The 19,706-nt window shown below is 69.2% G+C and carries 22 protein-coding genes; 6 read left to right on the top strand and 16 right to left on the bottom strand.

Going from position 1 to position 19,706, the window contains the following annotated elements; genetic code table 11:
* Positions 1–36 precede the first annotated feature (36 nt).
* A complete protein-coding gene (locus ACZ5BU_RS23325; RefSeq protein ID WP_465702023.1) occupies positions 37–1,371 on the top strand; it encodes a C39 family peptidase in 1,335 nt (444 codons plus the stop codon).
* Positions 1,372–2,490: a hypothetical protein gene (locus ACZ5BU_RS23320; RefSeq protein ID WP_465702021.1), complete on the top strand. Its 1,119-nt coding sequence runs from the start codon at positions 1,372–1,374 to the stop codon at positions 2,488–2,490.
* Here the strand turns inward: ACZ5BU_RS23320 and ACZ5BU_RS23315 are convergent.
* From ACZ5BU_RS23315 to ACZ5BU_RS23305, 3 genes are all read right to left on the bottom strand, one after another.
* Positions 2,476–2,829, bottom strand: a complete 354-nt coding sequence (locus ACZ5BU_RS23315; RefSeq protein WP_465702019.1) for a hypothetical protein — start codon at positions 2,827–2,829, stop codon at positions 2,476–2,478. The two genes, ACZ5BU_RS23320 and ACZ5BU_RS23315, sit on opposite strands and share 15 nt — an antisense overlap.
* Before the next feature lie 141 nt (positions 2,830–2,970).
* Positions 2,971–3,588, bottom strand: a complete 618-nt coding sequence (locus tag ACZ5BU_RS23310; protein WP_465702017.1) for an HAD family hydrolase — start codon at positions 3,586–3,588, stop codon at positions 2,971–2,973.
* Positions 3,585–4,559 carry an Lrp/AsnC family transcriptional regulator gene (locus tag ACZ5BU_RS23305; protein WP_465702015.1) on the bottom strand — a complete coding sequence of 325 codons (975 nt, stop codon included), beginning with the start codon at positions 4,557–4,559 and terminating at the stop codon, positions 3,585–3,587. Before ACZ5BU_RS23305 ends, ACZ5BU_RS23310 begins: the two co-directional genes overlap by 4 nt.
* Positions 4,560–4,656: 97 nt before the next feature.
* On the opposite strand from ACZ5BU_RS23305, the gene ACZ5BU_RS23300 reads away from it, so the two are divergent.
* Positions 4,657–5,997, top strand: coding sequence for an MFS transporter (locus tag ACZ5BU_RS23300; protein WP_465702013.1), 1,341 nt, complete (start codon positions 4,657–4,659; stop codon positions 5,995–5,997).
* Here the strand turns inward: ACZ5BU_RS23300 and ACZ5BU_RS23295 are convergent.
* Entirely contained in the window at positions 5,921–7,141 is a 1,221-nt protein-coding gene (locus ACZ5BU_RS23295) for an MDR family MFS transporter (RefSeq protein WP_465702011.1), read from the bottom strand. The two genes, ACZ5BU_RS23300 and ACZ5BU_RS23295, sit on opposite strands and share 77 nt — an antisense overlap.
* A gap of 64 nt (positions 7,142–7,205) precedes the next feature.
* Here ACZ5BU_RS23295 and ACZ5BU_RS23290 point away from each other — a divergent pair, with 64 nt between their 5' ends.
* Positions 7,206–8,195, top strand: coding sequence for an ArsR/SmtB family transcription factor (locus ACZ5BU_RS23290; protein ID WP_465702009.1), 990 nt, complete (start codon positions 7,206–7,208; stop codon positions 8,193–8,195).
* Here ACZ5BU_RS23290 and ACZ5BU_RS23285 read toward each other — a convergent pair.
* Positions 8,187–8,771 carry a TetR/AcrR family transcriptional regulator gene (locus tag ACZ5BU_RS23285; RefSeq protein WP_465702008.1) on the bottom strand — a complete coding sequence of 195 codons (585 nt, stop codon included), beginning with the start codon at positions 8,769–8,771 and terminating at the stop codon, positions 8,187–8,189. The two genes, ACZ5BU_RS23290 and ACZ5BU_RS23285, sit on opposite strands and share 9 nt — an antisense overlap.
* A gap of 81 nt (positions 8,772–8,852) precedes the next feature.
* On the opposite strand from ACZ5BU_RS23285, the gene ACZ5BU_RS23280 reads away from it, so the two are divergent.
* Positions 8,853–9,305: an SRPBCC family protein gene (locus ACZ5BU_RS23280; RefSeq protein WP_465702006.1), complete on the top strand. Its 453-nt coding sequence runs from the start codon at positions 8,853–8,855 to the stop codon at positions 9,303–9,305.
* On the opposite strand, the gene ACZ5BU_RS23275 is transcribed toward ACZ5BU_RS23280, so the two are convergent.
* The 10 genes from ACZ5BU_RS23275 to ACZ5BU_RS23230 form a co-directional block, all read right to left on the bottom strand.
* Complete coding sequence (locus ACZ5BU_RS23275) at positions 9,302–11,326, bottom strand: primosomal protein N' (RefSeq protein ID WP_465702005.1); 2,025 nt, start codon at positions 11,324–11,326, stop codon at positions 9,302–9,304. The two genes, ACZ5BU_RS23280 and ACZ5BU_RS23275, sit on opposite strands and share 4 nt — an antisense overlap.
* Positions 11,327–11,445: 119 nt before the next feature.
* A complete protein-coding gene (gene metK / locus ACZ5BU_RS23270; protein WP_465702004.1) occupies positions 11,446–12,639 on the bottom strand; it encodes a methionine adenosyltransferase in 1,194 nt (397 codons plus the stop codon).
* 190 nt (positions 12,640–12,829) lie between these two features.
* A complete protein-coding gene (locus ACZ5BU_RS23265) occupies positions 12,830–13,942 on the bottom strand; it encodes a winged helix DNA-binding domain-containing protein (RefSeq protein WP_465702002.1) in 1,113 nt (370 codons plus the stop codon).
* Positions 13,943–14,148: 206 nt separating this feature from the next.
* Positions 14,149–15,387, bottom strand: coding sequence for a bifunctional phosphopantothenoylcysteine decarboxylase/phosphopantothenate--cysteine ligase CoaBC (gene coaBC / locus ACZ5BU_RS23260; protein WP_465702001.1), 1,239 nt, complete (start codon positions 15,385–15,387; stop codon positions 14,149–14,151).
* Between the two features lie 12 nt (positions 15,388–15,399).
* Positions 15,400–15,705 carry a DNA-directed RNA polymerase subunit omega gene (rpoZ, locus tag ACZ5BU_RS23255; RefSeq protein WP_141851330.1) on the bottom strand — a complete coding sequence of 102 codons (306 nt, stop codon included), beginning with the start codon at positions 15,703–15,705 and terminating at the stop codon, positions 15,400–15,402.
* A gap of 2 nt (positions 15,706–15,707) precedes the next feature.
* Entirely contained in the window at positions 15,708–16,328 is a 621-nt protein-coding gene (gene gmk, locus ACZ5BU_RS23250; protein WP_465702000.1) for a guanylate kinase, read from the bottom strand.
* Positions 16,329–16,381: 53 nt separating this feature from the next.
* The gene (gene mihF, locus ACZ5BU_RS23245) at positions 16,382–16,696 is read right to left on the bottom strand and encodes an integration host factor, actinobacterial type (protein ID WP_141851332.1); all 315 of its coding nucleotides are present in this window, start codon (positions 16,694–16,696) and stop codon (positions 16,382–16,384) included.
* A 95-nt stretch (positions 16,697–16,791) separates the two neighbouring features.
* A complete protein-coding gene (locus tag ACZ5BU_RS23240; RefSeq protein WP_465701998.1) occupies positions 16,792–17,166 on the bottom strand; it encodes a hypothetical protein in 375 nt (124 codons plus the stop codon).
* 80 nt (positions 17,167–17,246) lie between these two features.
* The gene (locus ACZ5BU_RS23235; RefSeq protein WP_465701997.1) at positions 17,247–17,627 is read right to left on the bottom strand and encodes a hypothetical protein; all 381 of its coding nucleotides are present in this window, start codon (positions 17,625–17,627) and stop codon (positions 17,247–17,249) included.
* 9 nt (positions 17,628–17,636) lie between these two features.
* Complete coding sequence (locus ACZ5BU_RS23230; RefSeq protein ID WP_465701995.1) at positions 17,637–18,602, bottom strand: EamA family transporter; 966 nt, start codon at positions 18,600–18,602, stop codon at positions 17,637–17,639.
* A 69-nt stretch (positions 18,603–18,671) separates the two neighbouring features.
* Here ACZ5BU_RS23230 and ACZ5BU_RS23225 point away from each other — a divergent pair, with 69 nt between their 5' ends.
* On the top strand, positions 18,672–19,535 hold the full coding sequence (locus ACZ5BU_RS23225; protein WP_465701993.1) for a LysR family transcriptional regulator: 864 nt from the start codon (positions 18,672–18,674) through the stop codon (positions 19,533–19,535).
* On the opposite strand, the gene ACZ5BU_RS23220 is transcribed toward ACZ5BU_RS23225, so the two are convergent.
* Positions 19,505–19,702 (bottom strand): hypothetical protein, encoded by a 198-nt coding sequence (locus ACZ5BU_RS23220; protein ID WP_465701992.1) that lies wholly within the window; start codon positions 19,700–19,702, stop codon positions 19,505–19,507. The genes ACZ5BU_RS23225 and ACZ5BU_RS23220 overlap by 31 nt on opposite strands.
* Between the last annotated feature and the right edge of the window lie 4 nt (positions 19,703–19,706).

Raw genomic sequence — 19,706 nt, 5'->3', positions numbered from 1 at the left:
ACAGTCACTGCCGTCACACGCCGCTCGGGAGACCCAATGCTCACAGCAGCACGGGGGGCAACTCTGGTCCTCCTGGGTGCACTGCTCACCCAGGCACCCCTCACCGCCCAGGCCTACCAACCCCACGACCCGGAACCCGTCACCCAGCCGTCTGCGGAGCCCACCGGTATCGCAACCGGGGAGCCCACCGCGGACCCCACCAGTCCCGGCGGGGCGCAGGCGACCGGTTCGGACGAGCCGCCTGCGGCGCGGTCGTGGAGTGAGGTGGTGAAGGAGGTGACGGAGACGTCGCCGGGGGACGTGCAGCTGCGGTCTGCGGACACGTCTGCGCAGGCCGCGTCGATGCTCCGGTGTTTCAAGCTCGAGACCGAGAACTACTGCCTCGGGCTCGGGTTCGTGGATCAGGTGCCGACGGGTGCCCAGCGGCATGCGCTGATGGAGCAGCCGCGCCTGCGCGCCGCGGACGAGGCCGGCGCCGAGCAGGACATCCCGACGGGTGACCTGACCCCCGCCGCGTTCGTCGCCCAGCGCGCCGCCCTCCCGAAGAGCCAACGCGTCACCGCCGAACTCAGCGAGATGCAGTCCGCCTGGAACGGCCGCGAAAAGGCCCGCGAACTCCGCGAACTGGCGTCGGGCGAGGGGAACACACCCCAGGCGGCTGTCCCGACTCCGGCACCGACCCTCACGCCAACAAGCACGCCGACCGCCACACCTACCGCCACCGCCACGCCTACTGCTACTCCGACGGTGGTTCCTACGGGGACTGGTCCGACGACCGGGCCGTCTACGCCGGTGCCGACGACTCCGGCGGCGCCGGTGGTGACGCCGGCTTCGGCGTACATCATGAAGGGGTACCAGACCTCGCAGGAGAAGGGGTACTGGTGCGGCCCCGCGACGTTCCAGTCGATCGACTGGGCGGACGACAACCAGAAGGACACCCAGGCGTCCTGGGCGAAAGACCTCGGCTCGACCACCGGCGGTACGGCGATCTCCGCGATGGTGCAACAGACCAACCTGAAGACCACCTGGCCCAAGTCCGCCGGCACGTACGTCGTGCAGAACGTCTCGAGCTGGAACGCGCAGACCTTCTTCGCCGTGCACCAGAAGCACCTCGGCGTCTACAAGGCCCCGGTGATCGAGCACGTCCAGCTGCTCAAGCGGTACTTCCCGTACCTCGCGTTCAACCACAGCGGCCACTACCAGGTCGGCCGCGGCTACGACAAGAAGAACGGCACGATCGCGATCTTCGAGGTGTTCAACGAGCGCCGCTTCAACAGCCGCGGCAACGTCACCGACGGCCCGCGGAACATCCCCGCGAGCGCACTGTTCAACGCCACCCTGGCCAACTCCTTCCAGAACATCGGCCTGTAGATGCGTCGCCGTACCGTTGCCGTAGGCACCCTTATCCTCCTGCTCGCGGGCTGTTCCGGCACCAAGCCGGAAACCACACCGCAAACCACGCCTGCAACTACGCCGCCCCCAGCCGAAACACCGACCCCGGCGGACGTCAGTACGGCCTTGCCCACCTGGGCGAACGTCCTACGGCAACCGGTCGACGGCCAGCACCTCGTCACCCAGCAGAGCAAGTACGTCGTCACCCGCGGCAGCGACGAGGCCGGTACGACGACCGTCACCGACCGCGCCACCCAGAAGGTCGTGGTCCGGCACGTCCCCGCGACCGGCTTCGTCGCCCAGTCCCCCGTCGTGATCGACGACCACTACGCGCTGCTCGAGGACATCCGCTCAGACGGCCCCGACCCGCAGATCAAGGTGATCCGCTACGACCTCACCACCGGCAAGGCGACGACGCCGGCGATCCCGCCGGTGTCCGAGCCGGAGATCGGCGCGTATGACGGCACGTTCGCCTACAGCTCCACCGACGCCAAGAACCGCTCCTGCCTGATCGTTGCCGACCTCGCGACCCTGAAGTCCCGCAGCATCACCTGCGTCACAGCTCCCGGGTACGTTGCCGACCCAGTGGTGTCCGCCGACACCGTGACGTTCAGCGAGATCATCGCGCCGGATACGGCCCGCCGCTGCAAGCGCGTCCTGACCGCACCACTGTCCGGAGGCGCGATCCAACCGGTGCCGGCGGCAACGAACTGCATCCAGTGGAGCGGCGCGACCCTGCACGGCGCGACGGTCTGGTCCGAGGTCGGCGCCAACGACCCGGACCAGTACCAGAGCAAGGCGTACGTCCGCGAGTCCGGCGACTCCCCCGCCCGTCCGCTCGGCACCGTCGTCACCGACACGATCCTTGCCTGCGGCAACTGGATCCTCTGGGAGACGCGTACGGTCAGCCCAACCGGCGAGGAAACGTACCAGATCAACCGCTGGCGCCCCGGCGTCGCGAAGCCGCAGACCATGTACGGCGGGAAGCCCGGCGTCGCGCTCACCCCGATGACCTGCCAGAACAACACGATCTACGTCGAGGCGGCGCACCTCGCGACCACTCCGACGTACACGGAGACGATCTCAGCGGCTGTCTAGCGGCGACTGTGCCGGATCTTCAGCCGGCCGAGGCCGATCACGCCGGTGATCCGCACCCGCGGACCGGCGCCGGTGGAGCGCCGCACCGGCTTGTAGCGGCTGTCCTTCCTCGTGGTCCAGGGAGAGGTCGGTGAAGAGGTACTGCCAACCCAGCGTTCCCTTGGTGATCGCAAGTTGTTCCGGGTACTCCGGGTACGTGAGGTCGAGCTTCACGAACTGCGTCGTCCGGCCCGCGTCGGGGTTCATCAGCTGCAGGAACTCGGAGATCAACTCCCGCTCCTCGTCGGAGGAGCCGTTCCAGGCCAGCTCCGGCGGCCGCTTCCGGATCGCTGTGAACACGTCCGTGAGGTCGAACTCACCGCTGATCTCCGGCGCATCCGCGGCCGGCGGGTGGTACCAGCAGGTCCCGAGCTCCGTGATGCGCGCACTCCGGACGCACAGCTCGCGACCGAAGATCGGTAGGAGTACGGGTCACCGGGCCTAGACTGCCAGCCCACGGGTTCGCAGCTGGGCGCGGAGGGTCGCCGCATCGGTGAAGACCTCGGCGTCCAGGCCGACCGCTCGGGCGCCGTCGACGTTGTACGCCATGTCGTCGGTGTAGAACGTCCGCGCAGGGTCCAGCCCGAAGCGCTCGATCAGGATCCGGTAGATCTTCTCGTCCGGCTTGGCGGTCTGCTCGACGCCGGACACGATCTCGCCGTCGAAGTGTGTGAGAACTCCGAACGCATCCTTCGCCACCTCCCACTTCTCGGCGGAGAAGTTCGTCAACGCGTACGTCGGCACGCCGGCTTCCTGGAGCTCCGTGAGTACAAGAGCGGTGTCCTCGAACACGCCCTTCACCATCTTCAGCCAACCGGTGTCGTACGCCTCGATCCACTCGGCGTGCTCCGGATGCAGGCTGGTCAGCTCCGCGACCGCCTCGGCCCACGGACGCCCCTCGTCCAGCGTGTGATTCCAGGCCGGCGTTGCGACCTTGGTCAGGAAGTGAGTCCGTTCCTCCTCGTCCGGGATCAGCTCGGCGTACAGGTACGTCGGACTCCAGTCCAGCAGCACCCCACCGATGTCGAACACGACCACGTCGACCGTCCGCTCACTCATACCCGCCACCCTACGAGACCGGGCGCGAACGGTGCGGCCGCTTTCACGGTCCGGAGGATCGGCACGGTCTCGATCCCGGTGATGTGCTCGATCGCGCCGACGCGTTCGGTGAGGTAGCGGTGCAGCGCCTCCGGGCCGGCGGCGATTGCCTGCGTGACCAGGTTGGTCCGGCCGGTGGTCGCCGCGACGAAAGCCAGTTCGTCGTGGTCGGCCAGCGCCCGCCCCACGGCGTCGACATGCGCCGGCGGTACGGACAGCCACAACATCGCGCTGGTGGTGAACCCGAGCGCACTCGGATCCACGGCGACGTCGAGAAAGATCGCGCCACTGTGCAGCAGGTCGTCGAGCCGCCGCGCAACGGTCGCCGCCGACCACCCCGTACGTACGGCGAGGTCGGCATGCGTGGCGCGTCCGTCCTCGCCGAGGGCCGTCAGCAGCTTCCCGTCGTTCGGGGTCAACCTGGCAGGCTGCTCCGAGTGCGCGGCGGCCGGCGCGAGCGCGGCCTGCTGAGCGGCGGTCAGGCTCTTGGCCCGGCCACGCCACGCCGCCGGACCGCCGACGTACAGGTGCAGGAGGAGGTGCGCCGACACCGAGGTGATGCCGCTCGTCCGCGGGATGTCGTTCAGGAGCAGCGCGTTCCCGTCCGACGGAGTGCCGTGCACAGTGGCGACGATCTCGGTGCCACCGGACGCGAGCTTGACCCAACTGGTGTCCGGTCGGCGCGACAGCGCGCCCGCGAGGTCTTGAGCCACCTGTGGTGTCGCGGTGAGCCTGAGGAGCCATTGCGAGCGACCGGCGACCTGTGGATCGGGGAGGCCGACCACCCGCAACCCGGCCTCCGCGCGCAGCCGGTTGAAGCGGCGCGCGACGGTCTGCGTCGAGACGCCGAGCACCTCCCCGATCCGGCTGTACGGCGCTCTGCCGTCGAGCTGCAAGGCATGAATCAGGGCCCGGTCGATCCCATCAAGCATAGTGAAGATCATCGCTTACCCGGCGCGCCGATGGAAGATTCCTGCAGAAACTTCATACTTTCTGGAATGTCCAACCCGCAGATCTCATCGTGGCGGCATGAAGAACACACGATGGATCGGCCTGGTCGCCCTGCTGGTGGCCGAGGCGATGAACCTGCTCGACGCGACGATCGTCCAGGTCGCGGCGCCGGTGATCCACACGGAGCTCGGCGGCCGGACCGCGGACCTCCAGTGGTTCAGCGCGGCGTACACACTGCCGTTCGCGGCGTTGCTGATCACCGGTGGCCGGCTCGGCGACCGCTTCGGCCGTCGGCGCTGCTTCCGGATCGGCGTCGCCGTCTTCCTCCTCACGTCAACGGCCTGCGCACTCGCGTCCACGTCGTCGCTGCTGATCGGTTTCCGCGCGGTCCAGGGCGCGGCCGCGGCATTGGTGATTCCGCAGACGATCGGCCTGATCAAGACCAGCTTCACGGGCAGCTCGCTGTCCAAGGCGCTCGGCACGATCGGTCCGGTGATGGGACTGGCCGGCATCTCCGGTCCGCTGCTCGGCGGCGTCATCACCGAGGCCACCTCGTGGCGCGCCGTCTTCCTCGTCAACGTGCCGCTCGGCCTCGCCGTACTCGCCCTGTCACACCTGCTCCCCGAGTCGGCCGCTCCGCAACCGCCACGGATCGACGGACTCGGGACGGCGCTGCTGACCGCCGGTACGGCGCTGGTCGTCTACCCGATCCTCCAGTCCCGGGACTGGTTCCTGCTCGCGGCCGGCGTCGTACTGCTCGGCACCTGTGTGCTGCAGCAACGCCGTCGGCCCGATGGGCGGCTGATCGAGTTGAGTTTGTTCGCGCACCGCGGATTCGCACCTGCGCTGCTCACCTCGACGCTGTTCTTCGCGGTGATGAGCGGCGTGACGCTGGTCGTCGTACTGCACCAGCAACTGACGCTGCACCACGGCGTGATGCGCTCCAGCCTCGTCCTGCTTCCGTGGTCCGCCGCATCCGGGATCGCCTCCCTCGCCGCCGGTCAGTGGCTGGTCGCGCGACTCGGTTCCCGCCTGATGTACGTCGGTCTCGGCGTCCTGCTGGTGGGGCTGGCGATGTCGCCGTACGTGCTGTTGCCGGCGTTGGCGCTCGGTGGGATCGGTGTCGGATTGTTTACAACCTCGTTCTTCAGCGAGGCGCTGCACCGAGTGGAGCCGCACCAGACCGGGTCCGCGGCGGGACTGCTCAACGCGGTGCAGCAGTTCGGCGGGACGCTCGGGGTCGCGGCGTTCGGGTCGGTGTTCCTGCGGCACCCGGTCGCGATCGACCGTGCGGTATGGGTGGCGGTCGCGGCCATCGTGGTGACGGTCGGGACCGCACACCTCATGCGCTCGCCGCGTTTGCCATGTTTGCTTCGGCTCGGGCGTGCAGAGCAGGTGCCAGCGAATACTGGCCGATGAAGATCGCCACACCGAGGACGGCGCAGCCGAGCCAGGTGATCGTCGGGCCGAGGTGCTCGAGTGCGTTCGTGCCGGCCAGTGGGCCGAGTACCGTACCGACGCCGAACGCCATCCCGGACAGGCCCATGTAGCGGCCGCGGAGGTCGACCGGAGCGAGATCGGCGAACACCGCGCCGATCACCGCGGCGAACCCGATCTCGCCGATCGTCCACACCACCACCGAGAGTCCGTAGCCCCACCAGCTGTGCACGACCGCGCCGACGCCGAAGCCGAGCCCCACCACGAGCATCGAGGCCGCGAGCAGCTTCGGCCGGTCCAGCGTGACCATCCACTTGCCGAGGAACGGCTGGATCAGCACGATCACGACGCCGTTCAGCGCGATCACCAGCCCGTACGTCCGCGAGGACAGGCCGTCGTCCGACATCGCCAGCGGGAGGGTCGAGTAGCCCTGCATGTAGATCGTCGCGTAGCCGATCTGGATCAGGATCATCAGCAGGAACACGTGGTCGCGGATCACCACCGGCAGCAGCGACCGGCGTACCTCGTTCTGCTCCGGAGCCGGGCGGCTCTCCGGCACCATCGTCCAGATGACCAGGCCGGCGATCACCGACGTGGCGGCGTTCACCCAGAACAGCACGCCGTAACCCAAGGAGGCGAGGAAACCCGCGCTGACGGTCGAGACCGAGAAGCCGAGGTTGATCGCCCAGAACAGCAGGCCGTACGCACGGACGCGCTCGGTCGGGTCGAGCAGATCGGCGACCGTCGCCTGCACCGCCGGGCGGAACAGGTCACCGAGCAGGCCGACGAGGAACGCGCAGACCCAGATCAGCGCCATCTCCCGGGCGGATCCGAGCAGGATCAGGGCGGCCGCCGTACCGAAGAAGCAGATCAGCATGGTCAGGCGGCGGCCGACGCGGTCGGCCAGGAACCCGCCGACGAGCTGCGCCGTGACAGTCCCGGCGCCGACGGCCGCCGCGACTGCTCCCGCCGTACCGGCCGAGAGGTGGCGATCATGGGTGAGGTAGAGGACGAGGAACGGTTGGACGAAGCTGCCGAGCCGGTTGACCAGCTGGCACACCCACAGCGCCCAGAACGCGCGCGGGAGGGCTGGGCTGCGAGTGCTGCCGACGGCGATTGCGCTCATGGGATCAACTCTCCCGGGTCACCGTCGCATTGTCGACGATTAGTCCCAGGGCTAATCTGTCTCGGTGATCACGATCAGGCTGAACGCCGGGGACGTCGGGCGGATCCGGTTCGCGCTGTCGCCGCTGTGGGAAGCCATGACGAGTGTCCGGGCGCTGAGCAACAACACTGCGCGCAGCGTGCACGGCCCATGGCTGCAGAAGATCCGGCCGACCGTCGAGGGCGACGACCTGACGTTGCTCAAGGCAATTATCCCGCCGGACGGCTACGTCCCCGACTTCCTCACGCCGGCGCCGCCGCGCCGTTCGACGAGCTTCGAGTCGGGCCTGGCCGCGATCGCCGCGACACCCCACGACCTCGTGGTGAGCGAACTCGGCAAACTGCACGCCGACACCCCACATCCGCTGCTGCCAGACCTGATCGCCCACCCAGCAGCCGCCCTGGAACGCATCACTCAAGCCCTCGACTCGTACTGGCGCCGCGCCATCGAACCGGACTGGCGCCGGATGCGCGCCCTGCTCCAGGAAGACCTCGCGTTCCGCCTGGACGAACTGGCGAGCGGCGGCCTGGAACGCCTGTTCCGAAACCTGCACCCGTCGATCCACTACCGCAGCGACCGCATCGAGATCGACCGCCCGTACTGCTGCGACGGCGAACCGATGGCCGGCCAAGGCGTCCTCCTGGTCCCCTGCGTCTTCACCTGGCCCGCGGGCCTGGCCGTCACCGCCGCACCGCACGTCCCCACCATCACCTACCCGCCCAGAGGCCTCGGCCGCCTGTGGGAAGACCGCCAGGACGCCACCGACTCACCCCTCGCCGACCTGGTCGGCCGTACGAGAGCCGCCATCGTCAGCCACCTGGACCTCCCGATGTCCACGACCCATCTGGCCCACCAGTTGGGCGTCTCCGCTCCCACCCTCAGCGTCCACCTCGGCATCCTCCGCAACGCCGGTGTCGTCGCCTCTCGCCGCGACGGCCGTACGGTCCTCTACCACCGCACGTCCCTCGGCAACCAACTGCTCACCGCCTCAACCACGCTCGCAGCGTCAGCCTGACGCGAGCAGCGCATCCACCGCGGCGACTGCGTTAGCACGAGCGGCGGCGAGGATCTCCGCGTCGGCGAACGCGGTCAGCGTGGCGGCGTCGACGGCCGCGTTGATGCTCAGCAGTGCCATCCGCAAGCGCAGAATCTGCTCCGGACCTTGCTCGGGCAACAGGTCGGCCAGGACGTCCACGAGCTGGGCCAGGGCCGAGCCGATCCGATCGTCGGACGTACGAGCAAGGAGCGGATTGGCCGCCAGGAAGCGGATGCCACGGAGCTTGTCCGCGGAGAACGATTCGACCCAGCGCAGCACGGTGGCCTTGACCAGTTCGGGAGTCCGCGGCTGATGCTTGACCCAGTCCAGGAGTTGCTCGGCTTCGTCGCCACGCGCAGCGAACAGCGAACGGAGAATGTCCTCCTTGCCTTTGAAGTGGTAGTAGAGCGACGGCTTCTGAATGCCCAGTTCGTCGGCGATCTCCCGCAGCGAGGTCGCCTCGTACCCCTGCCGGGTGAACAGCTCCAGCGCGACCTGCTGGATGGCCATGCGCGTACTCGGGCCGGATCGGCGAGGCGTGGTCAGATCGTCCATGAACGCCAGCCTAACGCACGGTAGGCTAATCTACCTAACGTTAGGTAGGCTGATCCCCGGCCCGCCGGTTGAGGAGGAGAAATGAGCCAGTACACCGTTGTACGCGAGTATCCGTACCCGATCGGGGAGGTCTGGACTGTGCTGACCGATCCCGAGTGCGTTGCGCAGTGGACCACGACCGGGCAGGGCGGCCGCCCCGAGGAGTTCGAAGCCACTCCTGGGACCAAGTTCCGCTTCGTCGGCAAGCCGACCTTCGGCTGGGCCGGGGTTGTGTACTGCGAGGTCGTCGCCGTCGATGCGCCCCGGTCGCTGCATTACACCTGGCGCGGGGACAAGGACAGCGACGATGTCACTGACGTGCGGTACCTCCTCGAGGAGACCGCCAGTGGCACCCGGTTCACCTGGGAGCACACCGGCTTCACGGGGGCAGGTGGCCTGGTGATGTCCAAGCTGCTGGCAAACGTACGGCGCAAGATGATGACCGATGGCCTTCCGCCGGTGCTGGCGGCGTACCACGCGAGTCGATCCGCCTAGCCGAAGTTGGGTGGGTCTACCTGGAGGCGGACTGTGCCGGGGGTCTTCTTGGTGGCGCGGGCCGACTGGGCTTCCTTGAGACAACGGACGAGCGTGGCACCGTGGGCGCGCGGGGTGCGGATCACGGCGCGCGCCGTTTCGTCGTCGACGTCGACCGGGCCCAGGACCTCCAGACCGGCCGAGGGCGGGATCAGGTCGCGGAGGCGGGCGATCAGGTCGTTCACGGATTCCGGTGGCCCGGTCAACTCCGCGAGCTTGGCGGCCGGCGCGAGCCGGGCGGTACGGCGTTCCTCGATCTCTCGAAGCGCGTACCCCTCGGGACTCCAGCGGACGATCGCCTGCAGGGGTAGCGCGGACGGGTCACCGACGAGGATGACAGGAGCGCCTGGGCGGACCAGAGCTGCCGCGTTGAACCAGCGCCGGACGGCTTCCTCGGCGGCTCGCAGGTCGGGGCGGGAGAGCATCAGCCAGGTGTCTAGCAGGAGGGCCGCGGCGTACCCCCCCTCGGCGACAGGCTCGGCTCCGGGAGTGGTGACGATCAGCGCGGGCGCGTCCGAGACCGAGTCGAGCACGTTGTCGCCGCCCGACGTACGGACGACGACGCCGGGGAAGGCTCGACCGAGCTCTTCCGCCGTACGCCGGGCACCGACGATCGCCGCGCGCATCCGGGTGTCGCCGCACTCCGGGCACCGGTGATCCGCCGCCGGACGGCCGCACACGCTGCAGCTGGCCGGCCCGGATCCCCCCGTACGGCGCAAGGTCCCGCCACACGTCGAGCACCGCGACGGCGCCCGGCACGTCTGGCACACGAGGCTCGGCAGGTACCCGGCGCGCGGGACCTGGACGAGCACCGGCCCGGACCGCAGCCCCTCGCGGGCGATCTCGAACGCCCGGTGCGGCAACCGCGCCGCCCGCGCCGACGGGTCCCGGGCCAGGTCGATGTCCGACTCCCCCGCGATGTGCACCGCCGGCGCCGCCGCGCGGATCGCCTTCCGGTCCGCGATCAGCTCGTGCGCGAACCCGGACTCCAGCAACGCCGCCGCCTCCGCGGACCGCGCGAACCCACCGAGAAGCGCGGCACACTGCTGCCGGAACGCCCGCAGCAGCAGGACTTCCCGGGCATGCGGGTACGGCGCGCGTGGTTCGGCGTACGACTCGTCGCCGTCGTCCCAGATCGCCACCAGCCCGAGATCCGCCACCGGCGCGAACGCCGCCGCCCGCGTCCCGATCACCACCCGCGCCCGACCGTGCAACGCGGCCAGGAACGCGCGATAGCGGGCCGTCGGCCCCAGATCCGCCGACAACGTGACGAACCCCGACTCCCCGAGCACCGCAGTACACGCCGCCGCCAGCCGCTCGAGGTCCCGCGCGTCCGGCGCCAGCAGCAACGCCCCACGACCAGAAGCCGCACACACCGCAGCAGCCTGCGCGAAGGCCAGCGGCCAGTCAGCACCCGGTACGGCGGTCCACACCGCCCGCGGCGCCTCGCCCCGCGCGACCGCGTCGAGAAAACCCGCAGGGTACGGCGACCACTCCGAACGGGACGTCGACACCGGCGGCAGCAAAGGCAGATCGCACCGCAGCGGCTCCCCTTCCACCTTCGCGTGCCGGGGCGGAACCGCCAGGCGCGTGACGTCGGCAAGCACCCCGGCGTACCGATCGGCGACCGCCCGGCAGAGGTCCGCGATCTCCGGCGTCAGCACCCGCTCGGGAGAGACGACCTTGCGCAGCCGGACCAGCTTGCCGTCGTGGTCGGACTCGTCGAGCCGGTCCAGCACGAACCCGTCCAGGTCCTTGCCGGCGAACCGCACCTTGACCCGCGCCCCCGGCTGGGCGGCCTCCGCCATGTCGCCGGGCACCAGATAGTCGAACGGCCGGTCCAGATGCGGAAGCGAGACATCGACCGCGATCCGTGCCACCGGCAACGTCGTGGTGATCTCGGCCGGCTCCTTGGTACGCGACTTCCGAACGGTGTCGCGCAGCAGCGTCAGCTGCTCGGGCGAGTCTCCGTTCGATGTCACCGGGAAACTGTAGTCGGCCACGGCGACACTCCGTCGGAGGCCGACACCACGGCTGTGGACAACCGGCGCTGGACGTGCGAAGGCCCGGCTGCCATGACAGACAGCCGGGCCACACGCCGTTACTTGTTGACCGCAGCCTTCAGGGCCTCGACCCGGTCCGTGCGCTCCCAGGTGAAGTCCTCGCCGGTACGGCCGAAGTGGCCGTTCCGCGCGGTCTGGGCGTAGATCGGCCGGAGCAGCTCGAGGTCCCGGATGATCGCGGCCGGCCGCAGGTCGAAGACCTCGCGGACCGCGGCGGCGATCTTGGTGACGTCGACCTTCTCGGTGCCGAACGTGTCGACGTAGAAGCCGACCGGCGCGGCCTTGCCGATCGCGTACGCGACCTGGCACTCGACCCGGTCCGCGAGCCCGGCCGCGACGATGTTCTTCGCCACCCAGCGCATCGCGTACGCCGCCGAACGGTCGACCTTCGACGGGTCCTTGCCGGAGAACGCGCCACCGCCGTGCCGCGCCATCCCGCCGTAGGTGTCGATGATGATCTTCCGCCCGGTCAGCCCGGCATCGCCCATCGGGCCGCCGATCTCGAACCGGCCGGTCGGGTTCACCAGCAGCTTGTAGTCGTCCGAGTCGATGTCGAACTGCTCGAGCACCGGGTCGACGACGTGCTTCTTGATGTCCGGCGTCAGCATCGTGTCGAGGTTGATGTCGGCCGCGTGCTGGCTGGACACCACCACGGTGTCCACGCGGACCGCCTTGTCACCGTCGTACTCGATGGTGACCTGGGTCTTGCCGTCCGGCCGCAGGTAGGCCAGAGTGCCGTTCTTGCGTACCTCGGCGAGCCGCTCGGACAGCCGGTGCGCGATCGTGATCGGCAGCGGCATCAGCTCCGGCGTCTCGTTGGACGCGTAGCCGAACATCAGGCCCTGGTCGCCCGCCCCCTGCAGGTCCAGTTCGTCCTTGGACGCGTCGGAGCGCGTCTCGTACGCCGTGTCGACGCCCTGCGCGATGTCCGGCGACTGGCTCCCGATCGCGACCTGCACCCCACAGGACGCGCCGTCGAAGCCCTTCAGGGACGAGTCGTAGCCGATCTCGAGGATGCGCGCGCGCACGATCCCCGGGATGTCGACGTACGCCGTCGTGGTGACCTCACCCGCGACAACCACCAGACCCGTCGTGATCAGGGTCTCCACCGCGACCCGGCTCTTCGGGTCCTCGGCCAGCAACGCGTCGAGGATGGAGTCGCTGATCTGGTCAGCGATCTTGTCCGGGTGACCCTCGGTCACGGACTCGGACGTGAAAAGGCGCCTCGCCACAAGTTCTCCCTCGAATTCCTCGTGTGCCGCCCGGCTGCGCGTTGGCACGGCCGCGCGATCCCCCCTTGCACCGGCGGTTGGCGATGCATCTTGGGAAGTATGCCAGCAGTTTCCCCCGCTGGCCCGGCGACGCTCCGAATTCGTCCGCCATACGAGATCCATGATCATATATTGGACACACGGTCGGGTTTCACGCGTGCGCGCCGACCTTCACCTCGCCGAGGGTGAGCGACGGCACGCCATCGACGATGGCAGCCACCCGGTCCACCTCGGCGTCCAGGAGCTTGCGCCGGCGCCGGTTCAGCGTGCTCAGCGCCTCGACGGTCACGTGCAGTGTCCGACCGGTCTTCTTCTGGTGCCAGACGCCCGCGACGACGCCGTCGACGAGCAGCAACGGATAGTTCCCGGCCTGGCCGCGGGCGGTCGCACGCTCGAACGCCTTGCCCGGGAAGAGCATTTCGCGCGGGAAGCTGCCGACGCCGTACGCATCGAAGTACGGCAGCAGCCGCGCGCCCTCCGCCCGCTCGTCCGGGAAGTCGCCGTCGTCCGGGGCATACCATACGGTTTGGTCTGCCAGCGTCGCGCGCGGGAGATCGTCGAAGTACGGCTTGACCGTCGTCGGCGGCACGTTCAGCCAGCGCGCGAACTGCTGCGGCGTCGCGGGACCGTAGGAGTACAGGTACCGGTGCAGGAGTTCGGTGAGCGCCTGCTCCTGCGGCATCGGGTCGAACGGCCGCAGCCGGTGCGGATTCGAGTACGTCGTGAGCCGCCCGCGCATCGGCCCGTGGCACAGCACGCCGGCGTGCGCCGCGAGGTTCACGGCCTGCCGCCACCGCGCCCACGCGCCCTGGAACGCCGGGATCGTCGGCGTCCGAGCCCACTCACCGGTCCGCCGTACGACCTCCTCGGTCAGCTGGTCGACGGTCAGGTCGTCGTGCGCGAGCGCCTCGCCGATCGCCACCACGACCTGGTCGAGCTCGTCCGCGCTCATCCGGATCGGCTCGGGCTGCCGGCCGTTCGACGGCAAGGCCGACAACGCCCCGGTCCACATCGGCAGATCCTCCAGCGGCAGCAGATGCACGGTCCCCCGCGGCCCGAACGTCTTCACCAGCCCCTCGTCCCGCTGCACCGCCGCGCGATCCGCCCGGGCCACGCGCAACGCCACCGACAACTCCCCCGCCGCAGCGATCTGCGCATGCGCGCCGCACATCGCCCGCACCGCGTCGACCGCCGTACCGAACGGCTCCGTCAGACCGTGCCGCCGCATCCGGCGGGCAACCACGGCGCCCCAGGTGATCTCCATGGTTCCGACCTTACGGACGGAAGCGGACAGCTTGTGTCCTCTTAGGTCCTGTCTGGTGATCCAGCGCCGTAGCGAGGAGGTGCTCGGTGCGGTGCATCGGCGTGCGGGGGCGAAGGACTCGATGCGGAGCATCGTGGCCTTTGCACCCGTGCGGCGAGGTGCCGTGCCGAGTGCCCCGCAGTAGGCGATGGATCACCAGACAGGGCCTACGACCAGTGGGTGGCGACCAGGTTCCAGATGACGCCGGCCAGGGCGTCTTTGCTGCCGGAGGGTACCGGGAGCGCGCTGCCCGTACGGTCGAGGATGACGGCTTCGTTGAGGTCGCTGCCGAAGACCTTGCCGCCGGAGACGTCGTTGACGACCAGGAGGTCGCAGCCCTTGCGGTCGAGTTTCGCCCGGCCGAGCTCGAGGACCGTGTGGTCGGCGTCGCCAGTCTCCGCCGCGAACCCGACGATCACCTGGTCGGAGCGGGCGCGGTCGTGCGAGATCGTGTTCAGGATGTCCGGGTTCTGCACCAGGTTGACCGCCGGTACGGCGCCGTCGGCGGTCTTCTTGATCTTGTGCTCGACCACGTCCGCGGGGCGGAAGTCCGCGACCGCCGCGGCCATCACGATCGCGTCGGCGTCAGCGGCGCGGCCGGTGATCTCGTCGTACAGGTCCTGGGCCGAGACGACCGGGACGACCTGCACGCCGGCCGGGTCGGGCAGCTCGGAGTTGGCCGCGACCAGCGTGACCTTGGCGCCGCGGGCGGCCGCGATCCGGGCCAGCGCGTAGCCCTGCTTGCCGGACGAGGAGTTGCCCAGGTACCGCACCGGGTCGAGGTGTTCGCGGGTCCCGCCGGCGCTGATCAGTACGTGCTTGCCGGTCAGGTCGGCGACCGACTGGCCGGCGGCGCGGGCCGCCTCGTCGGCGAGCATCAGCTGGCTGATCGCGAAGATCTCCGACGGCTCCGGCAACCGGCCGCGGCCGGTGTCGGCGCCGGTCAGCCGGCCGACAGCGGGCTCGAGGACCGTGATGCCGCGGGATCGCAGGGTCTCGACGTTCGCCTGGGTGGCCGGGTGCTCCCACATCTCGGTGTGCATCGCCGCCGCGAACAGGATCGGGCAGCGCGCCGTCAGCAGCGTGTTCGTGAGCAGGTCGTCGGCGAGCCCGTGCGCGGCCTTGGCGATCAGGTTCGCGGTCGCGGGCGCCACCACGACCAGCTCCGCGGCCTTGCCGATCCGGACGTGCGGAACCTCCTGCACGTCGTCGAACGGGTCAGCCGTCACCGGCTGCCCGGACAGGGCCGCCCAGGTGGCCGCGCCGACGAACTCCAGCGCGGCGGCGGTCGGCACCACCCGGACGCTGTGCCCGGACTCGGTCAGCCGCCGCAGCAGGTCACAGACCTTGTACGCCGCGATGCCGCCGCCGACACCGAGCACGACGTTCGGCTTGTGCGTGGGCACGAGAAGTCCGGGTTACTCGGACTTCTCCGCGGCCGCGGCGGCTTCCGCCTCGGCCTCGGGGTCGATGTCGGTGCAGGTCAGCACGCCCTCGTTGATCTCGCGCATCGCGATCGACAGCGGCTTCTCCTGGACGTGCGTCTCGACCAGCGGACCGACGTACTCCAGCAGGCCCTCGCCGAGCTGCGAGTAGTAGGCGTTGATCTGCCGCGCCCGCTTGGCCGAGTACAGCACGAGCTTGTACTTGGAGTCGGTGTGGGTGAGCAGGTCGTCGATCGGCGGCGAGGTGATGCCGATGGCGACGGGCTGGTTGCCAGACAAGTTCAGCTCTTTCCAGAGATGGAGGGTGATCGAATCAACTTTACCAACTGATCGGCAGCCTCCCGAACCGAGGCGTTCACGATCGTCACGTCGAACTCCTTCTCGGCCGCGAGCTCCAGCACCGCGGTCTCGAGCCGGCGTTCGCGCTCCTCGGCGGTCTCGGTCCCCCGGCCGACCAGCCGGCGGACCAGTTCGTCCCAGCTCGGCGGGGCCAGGAACACGAACTGTGCCTCCGGCATCGTCTCGCGGACCTGGCGGGCGCCCTGCAGGTCGATCTCCAGCAGCGCGGGCCGGCCGGTGGCGAGCATGTCCAGCACCGGCTGCCGGGGCGTGCCGTACCGGGCGGCCTTGTGGACGACCGCCCACTCCAGCAGCTCACCGTCCGCGATCATCCGGTCGAACTCGGCGTCGGACACGAACAGGTAGTGCACGCCGTGCACTTCCTTCGGCCGGGGTTTGCGGGTGGTCGCCGAGACCGAGATCCAGATGTCCGGGAACCGCTCGCGGATGTCGGCCGCCACCGTCCCCTTGCCGACCGCGGTCGGGCCCGCCAGCACGGTCAACCGGGCCGGCGGCCGCTCTCCGTGGTCGGTCGGAGCAGGTTCGTTCGGGTGCGTGGTCATGGTCACACCAGTGTCCAACGAGCCAGTCAGCGTTTCGGTCTGGCTCACCTGGATCACTCCGCGAATTCGCGCTCGAGCGCGGCGATCTGGTTCGAACCGAGGCCGCGGACCCGCCGGGTCTCCGAGATCCCCGCCCGCTCCATGATCTGCTGCGCCCGGACCTTGCCGACGCCCGGGATGCACTGCAGCAGCTGGCTGACCCGCATCTTGCCGATCACGTCGTTCGTCTGCCCCTCGTGCAGCACCTCCGTCGGAGACGCTCCCGAGTGCCGGATCCGGTTCTTGATCTCGGCTCGTTCACGCCGCGCCGCCGCGGCCTTGTCCAGAGCTGCCGCACGCTGCTCCGGGGTCAAAGTAGGAAGTGGCACCGTTTCACCTGTCCCGTTGTATGGCTTCGCAAGGGAACCTAACACGGGTTCAGCCTGCCGTCGGCCCGGCATCGGGCAGATGTCGTACGGAGTCGTCACTTCAGTGCCGGGAGGTCCACCTTGCAGCTGTCCTTGGCCTCGCTGGTGATGTTCTTGTACGCCGTCATCACCTTCGGCGTCTCCTTGCCGAGCTTGCTCAACGCAGCGGCGTCGGAGCCGGCCTTCTTGGCCTTCTCGGCGAACGCGACGACGACGCCCCAGTCGTCCTTGACGTCCTTCGGGGCGGAGCCCTGGAGCTTCTTCGCGTCGTCCAGGATCTTCACGTAGTCGACCGGCTTCTGCGGGTCGACGTCGACCGCCTTGGCGGCGTACTTGGCCAGATCGACGCAGTACGCCTGGTCGTCGGTACAGGCGGTCAGCAGACCGGCACCGGTGGCTACGGTCGCGAGAACGGCGAGTGTTCGCTTCACAGCGTCACGCTACTACCCGGCCGGGCCGGTGGAACGGAACGGGCAGAGCCGTCCCACCAGGCCCGTACAGGAGCTGCGGATCAGTTGGAGCCGGAGCCCTGCAGGTCGACCTTGCAGCTGTCCTTCGCCTGCTTGGTGATCGCGTCCATGGCGGGCTGGATCTTGGAGCCGTCGCTCTTGGCCAGCTCCATCAGCTTGTTGGTGTCGCCCTTGGCCGCCTGCGCCTTCTCGGCGTAGTCGATGACGACCTTCCAGTCGTCCTGCAGGTCCTTCGGCGCCGACTTCGACACCTTCTTGGCCTGGTCCAGCATCTTGCCGACGGCGTCGGAGTCCTTGATGTCGAGGTTCTTCGCCGAGTCGACGTAGCCCTTCAGGTTGTCGCAGTAGTTGCCACTCGAGCAAGCCGTCAGGGCGCCAACACTCATCGTCACAACGGCCGCGAGGGCTGCCAGCTTCCGCATCGTGTTCCTTCACTGTGTCGCGCGGGAAGACTGTGGCTCCCCGTCCGCCGACACCTTTCCGAACGCCGGGGTCACCGGCAGCTCCGGCACGCCGTGAACAACATCGCACCCCTGGACTGGAACCGGTTCGTGACGTACTACGTCAGCGCCCAAGGCAACCGCTACGGCGTTGGCGGCAACGATCACGAGGATCGCGATCCAGTCGAGCATCGCGAGCTTCTGATCCAGTACGACGAGGCCGACGACGGCCGCGAGTACCGGGTTGACGCTCATGAACACCCCGAAGAACTGCGCGGGAACCCGGCGCAGGGTCAGTACGTCGACCAGGTACGGCAAAGCAGACGACAGCACACCGGCGACCAACGCGTACGACGCCGCGGCCAGTGTGGCCGGGTGATGAAGCAGTACGACGATGCCGACCGGTACGTAAGCGAGGCCGGACAACCCGGCGGCTGCTGCGGAACCGGTTGCGCCGGGCAACTCTCGGCCGATGCGGCGGTTCAGGAGGATGTAGAACGCCCAGCACATCGCCGCGAGCAGGCCGAACGCGATGCCTACGTAGTCCGTTGTCGGTTGTGGACGGGCCAACAGGACAACAGCCGGCGCGGCGACCAGGGCGCACACGAGGTCGAGCGCGCGCCGAGAGCCCAGCAATGCAACGGAAAGCGGGCCGAGGAACTCGAGGGTGACGCCCAGGCCCAGGCCAATGCGCGAGATGGCTGTGTACAGGGACAGGTTCATCACTGCGAAGACCGCGGCGAGCGCACCGATCAACCGCCACTGCGCGGCCGTGATCGACCGTAGCCGGGGGCGGCCGATCGCGAGCATGACGATCGCGGCGACCCACTGGCGGATCGCCACCACGCCCGCCGGGCCGATCACCGGGAACGCCAGCGCCGCCGCCGACGCACCGACCTGCGTCGACAGCCCGCTGCCGAGCATCATCACCACTCCGGCCAACCGATCTCGCCTCACACTCCCGAGAATCCGCTCGCCGGGGCCGTACGCAAAATGCACGGGACGGGCGATCTATACGCTGGAGTCATGGATATCCGGCAGCTGCGGTGCCTGGTGGAGATCGTCGACTCGGGCACGTTCACCGACGCCGCGATCGAACTCGGGATCTCCCAGGCCGCCGTCTCCCGCAACCTGCTCGCACTCGAACGCGAACTCGGCGTTCGCCTGCTGCATCGCACCAGCCGCTCGCTCACCCCGACCGCCGCCGGTGTTCGCGTGCTCGCCCGCGCGCGGCACATCCTCGCGGAGCTCGACGAGTTGGTGACCGAGGCGACCAGCGGTCACACCCGGCTGCGGGTCGGCCACGCGTGGTCGGCGTTCGGCAGCCACACCCGCGAGTTCCAGCGCCGGTGGGCCGCCGAACATCCCGGCGTCGAGTTGCAGTTGATCCGTACGAACACGACCACCGGCGGCCTCGCCGAAGGACTGTGCGACCTCGCTGTCGTCCGCAACCACTTCGACCTCCGGCGGTTCGCGCATGTCCTGTTGACCCAGGAGCCGCGGTACTGCGCGCTACCGGCCGACGACCCGCTCACCCGGAAGCGCGCCGTCACCCTCGACCAGCTCCGTACGCGGACGCTCGTCATCGACCGGCGGACCGGGAGCACCACGGCTGATCTCTGGCCGGAGGACGCGCGCCCCGCGATCGAATACACGCAGGACGTCGACGACTGGCTGGCCGCGATCGCCTCCGGCCGCTGCGTCGGCATGACCCCGCAGGCGACCACGACGCAGTACCGCCGCGACGGCGTCACGTACCGCCCGGTGCGCGACGCTCCCCCGGTAGACGTCCACCTGATCTGGCACCACAAAGCCCCACACCCAGCCACCCAGCCCGCCGTGGACCTACTCCAGGAGATCTACCGGGAGCCAAGCAAGTCGATCAGCTGACGACGGCCACCACAGCGCGCCTCGCAGTTGTGGTCGGTCGACATCTTATCGTCGAACCCGAGCACCTCCGAGCCGCGGCCGATCAGTGCGGCGCTGTGCGGCACGTCGACGACGTGCCGCACGATCTCGTCGTAGAACCGCCTGCACAACTCCAAGCCTGCAGTCATCCGA

The sequence above is a fragment of the Kribbella sp. NPDC031520 genome, from assembly GCF_055580825.1.
Note: the sequence above shows the minus strand (reverse complement) of the source record. Positions and strands in the feature narration are given on the sequence as shown.

Excerpts from the sequence above, each read along its gene's own strand:
- ACZ5BU_RS23225 (WP_465701993.1), top strand. The coding sequence starts at position 18,672 with ATGGATATCCGGCAGCTGCGGTGCCTGGTGGAGATCGTCGACTCGGGC.
- ACZ5BU_RS23305 (WP_465702015.1), bottom strand. The coding sequence starts at position 4,559 with ATGCTTGATGGGATCGACCGGGCCCTGATTCATGCCTTGCAGCTCGAC.
- gmk (WP_465702000.1), bottom strand. The coding sequence starts at position 16,328 with ATGACCACGCACCCGAACGAACCTGCTCCGACCGACCACGGAGAGCGG.
- ACZ5BU_RS23220 (WP_465701992.1), bottom strand. The coding sequence starts at position 19,702 with ATGACTGCAGGCTTGGAGTTGTGCAGGCGGTTCTACGACGAGATCGTG.
- ACZ5BU_RS23285 (WP_465702008.1), bottom strand. The coding sequence starts at position 8,771 with ATGGACGATCTGACCACGCCTCGCCGATCCGGCCCGAGTACGCGCATG.
- ACZ5BU_RS23310 (WP_465702017.1), bottom strand. The coding sequence starts at position 3,588 with ATGAGTGAGCGGACGGTCGACGTGGTCGTGTTCGACATCGGTGGGGTG.
- ACZ5BU_RS23265 (WP_465702002.1), bottom strand. The coding sequence starts at position 13,942 with ATGGAGATCACCTGGGGCGCCGTGGTTGCCCGCCGGATGCGGCGGCAC.
- ACZ5BU_RS23320 (WP_465702021.1), top strand. The coding sequence starts at position 1,372 with ATGCGTCGCCGTACCGTTGCCGTAGGCACCCTTATCCTCCTGCTCGCG.
- ACZ5BU_RS23280 (WP_465702006.1), top strand. The coding sequence starts at position 8,853 with ATGAGCCAGTACACCGTTGTACGCGAGTATCCGTACCCGATCGGGGAG.
- ACZ5BU_RS23235 (WP_465701997.1), bottom strand. The coding sequence starts at position 17,627 with ATGCGGAAGCTGGCAGCCCTCGCGGCCGTTGTGACGATGAGTGTTGGC.
- ACZ5BU_RS23300 (WP_465702013.1), top strand. The coding sequence starts at position 4,657 with ATGAAGAACACACGATGGATCGGCCTGGTCGCCCTGCTGGTGGCCGAG.
- ACZ5BU_RS23325 (WP_465702023.1), top strand. The coding sequence starts at position 37 with ATGCTCACAGCAGCACGGGGGGCAACTCTGGTCCTCCTGGGTGCACTG.
- ACZ5BU_RS23295 (WP_465702011.1), bottom strand. The coding sequence starts at position 7,141 with ATGAGCGCAATCGCCGTCGGCAGCACTCGCAGCCCAGCCCTCCCGCGC.